Origin of the sequence: Acinetobacter indicus, assembly GCF_009914475.1 — a bacterium.
GTDB lineage: Bacteria > Pseudomonadota > Gammaproteobacteria > Pseudomonadales > Moraxellaceae > Acinetobacter > Acinetobacter indicus.
Map to the genome: position 1 here is coordinate 2,306,467 of NZ_CP045198.1, position 14,132 is coordinate 2,320,598.

Annotated in this window: 11 protein-coding genes and 1 riboswitch; of the genes, 1 reads left to right on the top strand and 10 read right to left on the bottom strand. The window is 47.7% G+C overall.

Features of this window, described 5'->3' with window-relative positions; all coding sequences use genetic code 11:
• Positions 1-10 precede the first annotated feature (10 nt).
• The 8 genes from glmM to GA693_RS11440 all read right to left on the bottom strand — a co-directional run bounded on the left by glmM (position 11) and on the right by GA693_RS11440 (position 11,152).
• Positions 11-1,348, bottom strand: a complete 1,338-nt coding sequence (gene glmM, locus GA693_RS11405; protein ID WP_045796225.1) for a phosphoglucosamine mutase — start codon at positions 1,346-1,348, stop codon at positions 11-13.
• A 126-nt stretch (positions 1,349-1,474) separates the two neighbouring features.
• A complete protein-coding gene (gene guaB / locus GA693_RS11410; protein WP_005180795.1) occupies positions 1,475-2,941 on the bottom strand; it encodes an IMP dehydrogenase in 1,467 nt (488 codons plus the stop codon).
• A 179-nt stretch (positions 2,942-3,120) separates the two neighbouring features.
• Complete coding sequence (locus GA693_RS11415) at positions 3,121-3,486, bottom strand: YkgJ family cysteine cluster protein (protein ID WP_075167288.1); 366 nt, start codon at positions 3,484-3,486, stop codon at positions 3,121-3,123.
• Positions 3,487-3,593: 107 nt separating this feature from the next.
• The gene (locus tag GA693_RS11420) at positions 3,594-4,391 is read right to left on the bottom strand and encodes an oxygen-binding di-iron domain-containing protein (RefSeq protein ID WP_005180798.1); all 798 of its coding nucleotides are present in this window, start codon (positions 4,389-4,391) and stop codon (positions 3,594-3,596) included.
• Positions 4,392-4,573: 182 nt separating this feature from the next.
• Positions 4,574-5,149, bottom strand: a complete 576-nt coding sequence (locus GA693_RS11425) for a TMEM165/GDT1 family protein (RefSeq protein WP_016658743.1) — start codon at positions 5,147-5,149, stop codon at positions 4,574-4,576.
• Positions 5,150-5,219: 70 nt separating this feature from the next.
• Positions 5,220-5,361: riboswitch (yybP-ykoY riboswitch) on the bottom strand.
• Positions 5,362-5,473: 112 nt separating this feature from the next.
• A complete protein-coding gene (locus tag GA693_RS11430; protein ID WP_160240856.1) occupies positions 5,474-7,495 on the bottom strand; it encodes a 2-oxo acid dehydrogenase subunit E2 in 2,022 nt (673 codons plus the stop codon).
• 2 nt (positions 7,496-7,497) lie between these two features.
• On the bottom strand, positions 7,498-10,200 hold the full coding sequence (gene aceE, locus GA693_RS11435) for a pyruvate dehydrogenase (acetyl-transferring), homodimeric type (protein WP_104513189.1): 2,703 nt from the start codon (positions 10,198-10,200) through the stop codon (positions 7,498-7,500).
• 268 nt (positions 10,201-10,468) lie between these two features.
• Entirely contained in the window at positions 10,469-11,152 is a 684-nt protein-coding gene (locus GA693_RS11440; RefSeq protein WP_160240854.1) for a M23 family metallopeptidase, read from the bottom strand.
• A gap of 108 nt (positions 11,153-11,260) precedes the next feature.
• Here GA693_RS11440 and GA693_RS11445 point away from each other — a divergent pair, with 108 nt between their 5' ends.
• A complete protein-coding gene (locus tag GA693_RS11445; RefSeq protein WP_016658741.1) occupies positions 11,261-11,701 on the top strand; it encodes a DUF721 domain-containing protein in 441 nt (146 codons plus the stop codon).
• Between the two features lie 97 nt (positions 11,702-11,798).
• On the opposite strand, the gene lpxC is transcribed toward GA693_RS11445, so the two are convergent.
• On the bottom strand, positions 11,799-12,701 hold the full coding sequence (gene lpxC / locus GA693_RS11450; RefSeq protein ID WP_104513188.1) for a UDP-3-O-acyl-N-acetylglucosamine deacetylase: 903 nt from the start codon (positions 12,699-12,701) through the stop codon (positions 11,799-11,801).
• A 124-nt stretch (positions 12,702-12,825) separates the two neighbouring features.
• A complete protein-coding gene (gene ftsZ, locus GA693_RS11455; protein ID WP_005180810.1) occupies positions 12,826-14,013 on the bottom strand; it encodes a cell division protein FtsZ in 1,188 nt (395 codons plus the stop codon).
• Between the last annotated feature and the right edge of the window lie 119 nt (positions 14,014-14,132).

The window sequence follows — 14,132 nt, forward strand, 5'->3', positions numbered from 1 at the left end:
TATACTCCCCTTAGGCAGCAATCGCATGATGACGCACGGCATCAGCCAGATGGTTGGCCAGTAAGGTCACTTCCTGCTGGTCATCCCCTTCGACCATTACACGAATCACCGGTTCAGTGCCTGACTTACGAATCAGGATACGGCCACGGCCTTGCAGCTGCGCTTCTGCTTTACCAAATTCTTCCACTAAAGCGGGCACGGCATATGGGTCAAACATAGCCTCTAAACGTACATTCACCAGCACTTGCGGGAACAGTTTAAAATCGGCAACCAGTTCATGCAGGGCTTTGCCCTGCTCTACCATGACGGTTAAGACCTGTAATGCGGCAATAATCGCATCACCAGTGGTGCTTTTATCCAGAGTCAGGACATGGCCCGATGGCTCACCGCCGATATTCCAGCCATTTTCCTCAAGCGCCTGCAATACATAGCGGTCACCAACTTTGGCGCGAACAAACTCGACTCCGGCTTTTTCTAACGCCAGTTCCAGTGCCATATTGCTCATGACGGTTCCGGCAATACCTGCCGGTTTGTTTTTAGCCTGTGTCGCCAGAATATACAGAATATGATCGCCGGTGATCTGCTCACCATTTTTGTCGACCATAATTACCCGGTCAGCATCGCCATCAAAGGCAATGCCCAAATCCGCCTGATGTTCTACCACCGCCTGCTGTAACTGTTCCGGATGGGTCGAACCACAATCTTCATTAATATTCAGACCATCTGGGGTGTTATATAGCGGAATGACCTTGGCACCCAGCTCTTTAAATACCGCCGGACCAACGTTATAGGCTGCACCATTGGCACAGTCCACCACAATTTTTAAATGGTTCAGATCGAAATGATAAGGAAAGGTCGATTTACAGAATTCGATATAACGTCCGGCAGAGTCTTTAACGCGGAAGCTTTTACCCAGATTGGCGTTATCTTCAATCTGAATTTCATTTTCGAGTTCTTGATTAATCGCTTCCTGCAGTTCATCCGGCAGTTTTTTGCCTTCGCTGGAGAAGAATTTAATCCCGTTATCAAAATACGGGTTATGCGATGCAGAAATGACAATGCCCAGACTGGCATGTAAGGCACGGGTTAAATGTGCAATCGCGGGGGTCGGCAATGGCCCCAGTAAATGTACATAAATACCGGCAGCGTTCAGACCAGCCTGTAGCGCCGATTCCAGAATATAACCTGACAGACGGGTATCTTTGCCCAGTACCACAATCGGTTTATTTTTCTTGCTGTATTTTTTTAAAACTTTACCTGCCGCGAAACCTAGTTTCAATGCAAACTCTGGTGTAATTGGAAGCTCCCCAAACTTGCCACGTATACCATCGGTTCCAAAATAACTCATGTCTTACTCACTTCTTATAGGGTTATGGTGATTTTCATCATCCTGTTTCAACACGCTTACTTTACACCAAAATTAAAAAAGCCGTCACATTTATGACGGCTTTTCTATAAGGCGAATTACCAAAAATCAACCAACGCGATAGTTCGGTGCTTCTTTGGTAATGGTCACATCATGCACGTGAGATTCAGACATACCGGCTGCAGTAATCTTCACGAATTTGGCATTCTGACGCAGGTCTTCAATGGTTGAAGAACCGGTATAACCCATTGATGAACGTAAACCACCCATCATCTGATGCACGATATTACCCATTGGGCCTTTGTACGGTACGCGACCTTCAATACCTTCTGGCACCAGTTTTTCAGCACCGGCTTTAGAGTCCTGGAAGTAACGGTCTGCAGAACCGGTTGCACCCGCCATGGCACCCAATGAACCCATACCACGATAAGCCTTGTAATAACGGCCCTGGAAGAATTCAACTTCGCCCGGTGCTTCTTCAGTACCAGCCAGCAGTGAACCGACCATAATCGTGCTGGCACCTGCGCCAATCGCTTTGGCCATATCGCCAGAGAAACGGATACCACCATCCGCGATCAATGGAATCTGTTCTTTTAATGCATTTGCTACAGAGTCAATCGCCGAGATTTGCGGCATACCAATACCGGCCACAATACGGGTGGTACAGATAGAACCCGGACCAATACCGACTTTCACTGCATCTGCACCGGCATCTAATAACGCAAGCGCAGCATCACCCGTTGCGATGTTACCACCAATGACCTGCACTTGCGGATAGTTCTGTTTTACCCAGCGTACGCGTTCAATTACACCGGCAGAGTGACCGTGTGCAGTATCGACTACAATCACGTCCACACCAGCTTCAACCAGCGCTTCTACACGGCTTGGGGTTTCTACACCGGTACCGACTGCAGCACCTACGCGTAAACGACCGAGGTCATCTTTACAGCTGTTTGGATAAAGTTCTGCTTTACGGAAATCAGTGACCGTAATTAAACCACGCAGTTCATTGTTCTCACCCACCACCAGTACTTTTTCAATACGGTGCTGTTGCAACAATGCCTGGATATTTTCTTTTGACTCGCCTTCACGCACAGTCACCAGACGGTCCTGACCAGTCATGATGTTGCTGACCGGCTGCTCCAGATTGGTTTCAAAGCGTGTATCACGACCAGTGACGATGCCCACCACTTTGCCATCTTTCACCACAGGCACACCGCTGATGTTGTTGGCTTGGGTTAAGGCAATCAGTTCACGTACTGTGGTTTCTGGGGTCACAGTGATCGGGTCTTTGACCATACCGGCTTCAAATTTTTTCACACGACGTACTTCAGCCGCCTGCGCTGCGATATCCATGTTTTTATGCAGGATACCAATACCGCCATTTTGCGCCATTGCAATGGCCATACGGGATTCAGTCACCGTATCCATGGCTGCAGACACAAGAGGAATATTCAGATTAATGCCGCGAGTTAAACGTGTCTTTAGAGAGACATCTTTTGGGAGGACAGTTGAGTAGGCAGGGAGTAATAAGACATCATCGAAGGTTAGCGCTTCTTGAACGATGGTCAACATAACAGTCTCACTGGTAATTTCCGTGCGCTATTATAAACAAATCTTGCTATAAATTTCATTTGTTATTGCATAAATAATTATTTATTCCGCACATCCTGACAATTCGGGTGAGTTTGCTGATGAAAAAAGCAGGCCATGGCCTGCTTTTCTACGATAACAGCATCTGGATGCTGAAGTCTTTAACTGACCCGGTCAAAATCCGGGTCCTGGCCATCATTGGCCGCTTCGACCAGCACTAAAGGAATCAGGTTATGCGCACGGCGTGCCTTATTGCACTGCTCATCGGCAATCTGTACCTCTTTGCAACTGGAACTGCGCTGCTCGTACATGGAGCAGCTGACCTGTTGTCCGACCGTTCCCTCCAGCGCAATACAACGCGGATTGGCCTGATTGGTCCCTTTCATGCATGAATAGAGGGCATTTACCGGTTCGGTATAATGCTCAGGCATGGGAATGCCTTCTGCCCAGTAAAATGAAACTCTAAAATAGGTGCAGCATGCGCCGCAGCTAAGACACGCATCTGAGGAAGCAACTTGAGACAACATTGTTAAAATTCTCGTCATCAAAAAAGAGTTTTTTTGGGGAAGAAAATATAAAAAATGTTGTTTTTACACTCAAGTTATTTTTTCAGTTTTTTACGCGATTTTTTGGCTTAAGTCGGGCAGGTAAATACCGACTCATCCATCAGGTCGACACCACATTCCAGCGTTTCAATCCAGTCCAGGAACTGGTTGATCTGCTCCTTGCCCACAAACGCGGTACCATGCTGCGGTACAATCATTTCAACATCCATTTGACGCACCATATTCACCCATAAACGGATGACTTTATTGGCACACATATAACGCTGATGGAAAGCTTTCATTTTTGGAATATGCGCGGCAAAGTTTTCTAACGGCTTGGACGCATCTTCGACCATTGAAGCGCCCATATCGCCGGAAAACAGGATTTTGGCCACCGGATCATAAAACTGGAAATTACCGACCGAATGCAGAAAATGCGCAGGAATGGCGACAATGGATGCCTGTCCCAATGGAATCACCTGGCCATGATCTGGCAGTTCAATCAGACGCTCCAGCCAGTTGCCTTTCATCCGGTCACTCATAAAGGCCGAGTTCAAGTGCGGCAAGAAACGCGCCCACAATTTCGAAGCCACCACTTTGGCATCGGTATACACCAGCCAGCGCGGCATTGAGGTAATAATATCCGGGTCCTGATGTGATGCCATCACATAGTCCAGATTGGTCAGGCGGGTATATTTATTCAATTCCATGGTTAGCGGTACATAGGTCAAATCGCCACCCGGGTCCAGAACTGCAGCACGATCATTGTCCAGAATCAGAAACTGGTTGGCCTGTACGCCCTCACCTTTGACCAGACTGGTGAAACTGATACATTTATGCGTGCCATTATCAAATAATACTTGTGATGTGGTGCGATCGAACGCCATACCTTGTCCCCAAAAAATCTTATCTTTACATTAAATTTTTAATTCCCTATAAAATAAAGGGTATTCCGCCAACTTACAATCAATATACAATTTAACTTTCAACTATTTTGTAGAAGCACGGGTCAGGTTCAGCCCATAAAAAAGCCCAACCAGGAAGATTGGGCCAAAATCAGTAGCAGCCTTTAAAAGAAATAATATTGCAGCAAGGTGCTGACCCCGATGATCAGGAAAATCAGTGCACCAATTTTATGAATCAAGGATACCGGTAATTTCTCTGCCATTTTATTGCCGATAAATACTGCCGGCGCATTGGCAATCATCATCCCCAAGGTGGTGCCAATCATCACCCAGAAAATACTGTCAAAACGCGCAGCCAGCGCCACGGTTGCAATCTGGGTTTTATCGCCAATTTCTGCCAGGAAGAACAGAATAAAGGTGGCACCAAACACTCCGTATTTCTGCCATTTGTTGATGCTTTCATTTTCATCATCCAGCTGATCCGGAATCAGCATCCAGATCGCCATTCCAATAAAACCGAGTGCCAGAATCCAGCGCAGAATTTCAGGACTTAAAATGGTGGTAATCCATTGTCCCAAGGCTGCAGATAAACCGTGATTGATCAGGGTAGCGGCCAGAATCGCCAGCAGAATTGGCAGCGGTTTACGGAAGCGGGCCGCCAGTAACAGGGCCAACAGCTGGGTTTTATCACCCATTTCGGCCAAAGCGACAATTGCAGTTGAGATCAGGAATTCATACATGATGGATTTCTCTGGCTAGCACACATACCAATGACCTATCCCTCCTGCTAGCCAAATCTGCAGAGTGATAAATCAAAGGTCTTGCCAACAAAAGAAAGCTTGAGAAAAGCATTTTGGTTCTTTGCTATGATGACCATGCCCTGTTGAGCAAATATGTTGACCATCACCTTTTTACTTTGCGTAAAAAGCGGCTACTCCCCAATGAAGTGCTGTTATTGTAATCGGCCACAGAAAAAACTCAAGTACCAAAAGCAAAAACCCTGCCGAAGCAGGGTTTTTTCAACTTTGCGTGTTCTCCGTCACAGAGAAACACCAAGCGGAGTTTTAGATTAACAAAGTCCGGATATCTTTGAGCAGCTTGGTCAGCTTGTTGGTAAATCGGGCTGCATCTGCGCCATTAATCACACGGTGATCATAAGACAGCGACAACGGCAGCATTAAGCGTGGATCAAAGCCTTCGCCATTCCAGACCGGTTGCATGGTGGCTGGAGAAATCCCCAGAATTGCCACTTGCGGCCAATTCACCAGCGGCGTAAAGGCAGTACCACCAATTGCGCCAAGGCTGGAAATGGTAAAGTTGGCGCCTTGCAGGTCTTTCGGTGACAGTTTCTTGTCACGCGCTTTTTGGCCCAGCTCGCCCAATTCAACTGCAATCTGCTTAATTGATTTTTGATCCGGATTACGCAGTACCGGTACCGTCAGGCCATCTGGTGTCGCTACCGCAATCCCCATATGGATTTCATTACGGAGCAGCACGGACTTACCATCATCAGACAAGTGACCGGCAAACTCGCGCTCTTCTTTCAGCAAGTACGCCACTGCCTTAATGATAAAGGCCATAATGGTCAGGCTGATGCCGTCTTTCTTGAAGTTGCCTTTCAGCTCATTACGCCATGCTTCCAGTTCGGTGATGTCTGCTGCATCAAACTGGGTTACTTGCGGAATGTAGTTGTTTAAAGACAGCTGCGGAATGGACACTTGCTGCAAGCGGGTTAAAGCTTTCTCTTCCACACCACCAAACGCATCGAAACTTGGCAATTTCGGCAAGCCCGATGGTGCTGCTGCCACCGCTGCGGCCGCCGGAGCAGTTTGCGGTGCTGTCAGACGCGACTTCACATAGGCCACTAGGTCTTCTTTCATAACCCGTGCATGTGGACCGGAAGCTTTGACATCGGCCAAGATGACACCCAGTTCACGTGCCAGTTTACGCACTGCAGGACCAGCATATACTTTCGAGTTCGCTGCATTTTGCTCTTTGGTGAGCTTGTCTGCAGTATGTGTACTCGGTACAGCGCTTGAGGCCTGTGCGGCTGGCGCAGCAGGTGCGGCTTTTTGTGCTGGCGCTTCAGCTTTTGCTGCTTGCGGTGCAGGCGCTGTCTGACCTTCCGCCTCAATAGTCACCAAGGCAATGCCTTCTGACACATTCTGGCCCAGCTCGACATGAATCGCCTTGATTACACCCGCGGCGGTACTTGGCACTTCAACCGTGGCCTTGTCCGATTCCAGCACAATAATACTTTGATCTTTTTCGACCGTATCACCGACCTGAACCAGAATTTCTGCAACCGCGGCTTTATCAACCCCTAAATCCGGGACCTTCACTTCGACATCACCCGCCGGTGCTGCAGAAGCTGGCGCTGCTGGTTCAGCTTTGGGTTCAGGCGCCGCCTGAGCAGCGGGTTGCTGTTCGGCTTGAGCTTGCGACTGTTCAGCTGCTGGTGCTGCCTCTGCCGTGGCCACGGTCAGAATCACCACACCTTCTTTGACGCTATCGCCAGCCTGAATCTCAATAGAGGCCACCGTACCCGATACCGTACTTGGCACTTCCACCGTGGCTTTGTCCGATTCCACCACCACAATGCTCTGATCGACATCAATCTGATCGCCGACCTGAACCAGAATTTCACCAACCAGCGCTTTTTCTACACCAATATCCGGCACTTTCACTTCAACGGTTACAGCGCTGCCAGCCGCTGCTGTCTGGTTTTGCGAGGCTGCCGCAGGTTGATGGCTGCTCACTTCCGCAATAATGTCCTGATCAGACAATGAGGTCGGGGTGTTTTCAGACGTTTTTTGCGGTGCATCAGCCAGTTGTGGTTCAACGGCTTGTGACGTTCCATCTTCGGCTTCCAGTTCAATCAGCACCGCGCCTTCTGCGACTTCATCACCCTGATTGACCAGAATGCTTTTCACCACCCCGGCTGAAGTGCTTGGCACTTCAACAGAGGCTTTGTCGGATTCCAGCAACACAATACTGTCATCGACCGCGATGCTATCGCCGACTTTGACCAGAATTTCAGCCACGGTGGCTTTATCTACACCAATATCAGGAGTCGTAATGTGCATGATTAGTTCTCCTCTTTGTAGTCAGCCACAGCGTGCAGCTCAGGCGTAGCCTGTGGTGCCCACGCGACCGGACGGTCGGTATCCAGCTCAAAGCTTGAAATGGCATCTTTGACCAGACGCGCATCAACTTCGCCTTCATCGGCCAGTTTCTTCAAGGTCGCCACCACAATGTGCGCGGCATCGACACCAAAGTAGCTACGCAGGTTGGCACGTGTATCCGAACGGCCATAACCATCTGTACCCAGCGCCACAAACGGACGGCTGTCTGGCAAATAAGCACGGATTTGTTCGCTATAAGCACGCATATGGTCAGTTGCAGATACCACAATACCGTCCGTACCACGCAGCTGTTTCGATACCCACGGCTCTTTGGCTTCTTCCGCCAGCGGATGCAGACGGTTGTATTCTTCGCATGCCATACCATCACGCGCCAGTTCGTTGAAGCTGGTCACGCTGTAGACATTGGAGTGAATCTGGTATTCCTCACGCAGGATTTTCGCGGCTTTAATCACTTCACGCAGAATCACGCCGGAACCAAGAAGCTGAACCGTGGCTTTCTCATCTTCTTCAAGCAGATACATACCACGCTTGATGCCTTCTTCAACGCCCTGTGGCATTTCAGGATGCTCGTAGTTCTCGTTCATCACAGTCAGGTAATAGAACACACGTTCCTGATTGACATACATGCGCTGTAAACCGTCATGGACGATAACCGCCAGTTCATAACCGAAACATGGGTCATAAGAGACACAGTTTGGAATGGTATTGGCCAGAATGTGCGAGTGACCGTCCTGATGCTGTAAACCTTCACCGTTCAGGGTAGTACGGCCTGCGGTTGCACCGAGCAAGAAACCTTGCGCCTGTGCATCACCGGCTGCCCAGGCAATGTCGCCAATCCGCTGGAAACCAAACATCGAGTAGTACATGTACATCGGAATCATTGGCAGGTTATTGGTCGAATAACTGGTCGCCAACGCCGCCCAGGCACTCATTGCACCGGCTTCGTTAATCCCTTCCTGCAGCATGTGACCGTCTTTGGCTTCACGGTAATGCATCAACTGTTCCTGGTCTTCCGGGGTATATTTCTGGCCATGTGCGGCATAAATACCCAGTTGACGGAACATGCCTTCCAGACCGAAGGTACGCGCTTCATCTGGAACAATTGGCACTACGCGGTCTTTAATGGCTTTTTCTTTTAACAGCGCAGAGATCAGGCGCACCATCACCATGGTGGTCGATTGTTCTTTACCGTTTGAACCTTTCAGCACTGCATCAAACACCGACAGCTCAGGAATCGCGAGAGATTCGCTGTCTTTACGACGTGCCGGCAAGTAGCCGCCCAGTGCTTCACGACGCGCCTTCATATATTTAATTTCAGGCGAGTTTTCACTTGGACGATAGAATGGCACTTCTTCCAGCTGCTCATCGGTAAATGGCAGGTTGAAACGGTTACGTACGTACTTCAATGATTCCAGCTGCATTTTCTTGATTTGGTGCGTCTTGTTCACCGCTTCAATTTCATCAGACAGACCATAGCCTTTTACGGTTTTGGCCAGAATCACGGTTGGCTGACCTTTGGCCTTGGTCGCTTCTGCATAGGCAGCAAAAACTTTGTACGGATCATGACCACCACGGTTCAGATTATCAATATCTTCATCGCTCAGGTCTTTAACCAAAGCTTCTGCTTCTGGATATTTACCAAAGAAATGTGCGCGTGCATAAGCACCACCTTTCACCTGATAACGCTGATAGTCACCATCAACCGCTTCTTCCATCACTGCTTTCAGCGCGCCAGATTTATCTTTATCCAGTAGCGGGTCCCAATGACGGCCCCAGACCACTTTAATTACACGCCAGCCTGCGCCGCGGAACAGTGATTCCAGTTCCTGAATAATTTTACCGTTACCACGTACCGGGCCATCCAGACGCTGCAGGTTACAGTTCACCACCCAGATCAGGTTGTCGAGCTTTTCACGACCGGCCAGCGAGATTGCACCCAGGCTTTCCGGTTCGTCCATCTCGCCATCGCCCAGATAAGCCCAGACTTTACGGTCTTCTTCTTTGATCAGGCCACGGTTCATCAGGTATTTTTGAATATGCGCCTGATAGATCGACATGATCGGACCCAGACCCATGGATACGGTCGGGAACTGCCAGTAGTCTGGCATCAGGTATGGGTGTGGGTAAGATGGCAAACCTTTACCGCCGACTTCACGGCGGAAGTTATTTAAATGTTCTTCAGTCAGACGACCTTCAAGGAAAGAACGTGCATAGATACCCGGAGCACAGTGACCTTGATAATAGATCATGTCGCCGCCAAAGTTATCGCTATTGGCACGGAAGAAATGGTTAAAGCCGACATCATAAAGGGTGGCAGAAGAAGCAAAACTGGCCAGGTGACCACCAAGGTCATCGCCCGTTTTGTTAGCACGCAGCACCATCGCCAGTGCATTCCAGCGAATCAGGGCGCGGATACGACGCTCCATATCCTGATCACCCGGCATTGGTGGTTGCTCTTCAACTGAAATGGTATTTAAATAAGGCGTATTTAGACGCTGAATGGGAACGTGTTTCGCGATTGCTCGTTGATAAAGTTTTTCTAATAAAAATGCCGCACGCTCGGTTCCCATGTGCTGCAAAACTGAATCAAACGCGTCCTGCCACTCTTGGGTTTCCTGCGCGTCGGTATCACCATAATACGCCATAGTCGGTCATTCCTGAATCCTAATTATATGGTTTATATGTACCATATTTCTGCTTTCTAAAGGTATGGCCATCGGTGAATACGACTTTAGACTAGTATTTCGAGAAAAAATATCTATTGACGTTTTATTACCCAAAATAACAAAAAACCGCCAATAGCGGCGGTTTAATATACAGACAATATTCTTTTGAGTGATAATATAATCGTTATAAGGTCTTAATGCATGACGTGCTCAAAAATTAGGCCTTTTGAGCAAAAGCCGCAAGCTGTTAAGGCAGCATTGCCAGGTAAGTTGATGGGTTTTTACGAACGCCGTCTTTTACTACTTCATAATGTAAATGAGGACCGGTACAACGACCTGTACAACCCACGTTTGCAATATGCTCACCTGCAGCAACACGGTCGCCGACACGTGCAATTAAGCGTGATGCATGAGCGTAACGCGTTAAATAGCCATTGCCATGGTTAATTTCAACATATTGACCATAACCTGTACCCCAACCTGATTTAGTTACGATACCCGGGCCAGTGGCATAAATTGGTGTGCCGCTTGGCGCTGCTAAATCTAAACCTGAATGACGTTCAGCACGACCATTCATGGTACGACCGCCATAGTTTGAGCTTACACGGGCATTTGGTAAAGGATGCGCCACTAACCAGCTATATGGATTAGCGCTATAAGATTTCGCAGAAGACGCTGAACCGTATTTTTTCGCTAAAGATTCGTTGTTTAATCCAACCGTTTTTTCACGCAGTTTGACATTAATTTCAGTTTGCGCCGGAATATTGATGTCTTGTGACTCGCTATAGGTCCCTTGTGCCAGGGTGCGGGTCAATTCTTCAATACGGTCTGTCGATGAATTTTGGCTGTTTAAGTCAACCAGATCAGCAAAAGCCACTGACGCCGCAGAAGCCGCCAAAGAAAACGCTAATAAAATACGTCGCGTATGCATAAAAACCTCATAAAAACTGTTCTTACTCAGAGTTCCTTGGTGATCTCTTCCTTGATCTTCACTGAAAGGAGCGCATAAGATTAAGACATAAACATGAAGGAAATATGTATGTCCGAGCCTTGTAACGTCTTTCGCCAAACAAGAAAACACATAAAAACAGGAAACCTAACGTTTCTCTCAACGCAAGTTGCTGCCTGGCAGAAACTTACTCAAATTATTCAACCCTTGTTGCCCCAACCCGAACTTTGGCAGGTTGTTTGTTATCAGCAAGGGATTCTTACCATTACTGGCACCAATCAGGCGATGGTGAGTCAACTGGCCTATTTGCAAAAACAGTATGTTGCTCAGCTATCACAATTGGCAGAACTTCAAGATTTACACAAGATTCAGGTCCGGTTAAAACCGCAGTTGCAAACGCCCCCAAAACAGGAAAAATCTTCAAGAACACTCAGTACAGAAACCCAGGAAATGCTTCGCGGTGCTGCTGACTTTGTGAGCGACCCTAAGCTTAGCCAAGCTTTGTTACGTTTGGCAAGCAATAAAAAGTAACATTGCGCCAATCTAAAAAATACAAAACCGATAAAAACGAGAATTAGTTCACTTTTTTAGATGTTACATTATAACATCACCAAGGAAAGACAATGACTTATGTCACACTCACATACGGAATTGGACATTGAGTGATGTCATCAAATGTTACAATTTCATAGCTGCTTGGATCTTTTTGCACATTCCGTAAGAGCTGATTATTCAGTGCATGACCCGATTTATATCCATCAAATTTCGCAATAATTTGATGACCGAGCAAATACAGATCGCCCACCGCATCTAATATTTTGTGACGAACAAATTCATCCGAGAAACGCAGGCCCTCTTCATTGACCACACCGGTGTCATCGACCCCAATGGCATTTTCCAGGCTAGCGCCCAAGGCCAGATTGTTGGCTTTTAAATAATCCAGATCTTTCATAAAGCCAAAGGTGCGTGCTTCACTGACTTCATAGACGAAGGTTTCGGTAGAAAAATCGATAGTGGCAGACTGATATTCTTTTTTAAAGGCGGGATGATCGAAATCGATGGTGAAATTGAGCTGGAAACCGTCATGCGGGGTGAAGATGGCACGTTTATCATCAATTAGCGCTTCAACCGGTTTTAAAATCTTGATGAATTTTTTTGGCGCATCCTGCTCTTTTAAACCACCCTGCATTAATAAATAGATGAAGGGACCGGCACTGCCGTCCATAATTGGCACTTCAGAGGCGGAAACCTCGATAATCAGGTTATCAATTCCCAGACCCGCCAGCGCACTCATAATGTGTTCAATGGTGCCGACTTTGGCATTGTCCTGAACCAGATTCGAGCACATAAAGGCTTCCTGAATCAGCATGGCATCGGCCGGAATATCGACCGGTGGATTCAGGTCAATACGGCGAAACACGATTCCCCCGTCAGCATGGTGCGGCACAAAGTTAATCATGACTTTCTGTCCACTATGCAGACCTATACCACTCGCTTTCACGACACGTTCTAGGGTACGTTGTTTCAACATGCTCTCAATTCATCTGTATATAAAACCGCTATACGTTAGCATATTTAGCCATTGATAAAAAACAAAAAGGTAGCCATTTGGCTACCTTTTACAAGTTCTGGAATAAAAATCTATATCGTAAAAATTATTTACGTTGTTGATTTTTAAGATATTCCTGAATACTCATTGGCGTTGGACGTGAATTATTGCTGCTGCCTGCAGTCGCATTGATGGCCGGCGCTGCCTCTGCCTGACGCTGAATGGCCGGAACATCATCTTCTTCAACCGGCTGTTGAGCGGTTGCCTGTGCAGACTGCACCACTGAAGAACGCTTGACTGGCTCAACCGCATCGGCTGAATTACGGGTCAAACCAGTGGCAATTACGGTCACGCTGATTTCATCACGCGCATCCGGATCAAATACGGTACCGTAGAATACCTGGCCTTCATCCAGATCGACAATCTGGTTGACAACATCGGTAATTTCTTCAATTTCACCAAAGGTCACGTCATCACCACCGGTCACGTTAATCAGAATACCTTTGGCATTCATGATGGTCACGTTATCCAGTAACGGACTGCGAATCGCCTGCTCTGCTGCCTGACGGGCACGGTTTTCACCACGCCCCAGACCGACACCCATCATGGCATAGCCACGGGTACTCATGGCCGTTTTCAAATCGGCAAAGTCAAGGTTGATGTGACCCGGACGTACCACTAAATCAAAGATACTGCGCACGGCATTTAACAGCACGTCATCTGCCTTTTTATAAGCATCTTTCATGGAAATGTCGCGGAACACTTTTAACAAGCGCTGGTTTGGAATGATGATCAGGGAATCAACATGCTGCTCTAAAGCTTCAATACCTTTTTCTGCAGATTGCAGACGGCGTTTACCTTCAAAGTTAAACGGTGTGGTTACGACACCGACAGTTAAAATGCCCATTTCTTTGGCAATTTCAGCGACAACAGGTGCAGCACCAGTACCGGTACCACCGCCCATACCGGCAGTCACAAACACCATATCGGTGCCTTCTAACTGCTGGCGAATCAGCTCGCGGCTTTCTTCAGCAGCGGTTTGACCCACTTGCGGATTAGCCCCTGCGCCCAGACCACGGGTACTTTGCTCGCCCAGCTGGATTTTGCACTGTGCATTCATGCGGTCCAGTGCCTGTTTATCGGTATTGGCACAGACAAATTTCACACCCTGGATATCTGATTCCAGCATATGCTGTACGGCGTTACCGCCTGCACCACCTACACCAAATACAGTGAAACGGGCTTGACCGTTGTTATCGGTTTGATCATCTTCAAAAAATTCAAATGAGGCCATGACCTTTAGCTTTCCTAATTCATAATTGGCAGTCACTTCAGCCCGTATACTGCCTTGATCTTAATAAAAAATTGTTTTTAAGAATGCTGTCCAACGGCTGCCTTGTCAAGTACAAGCGA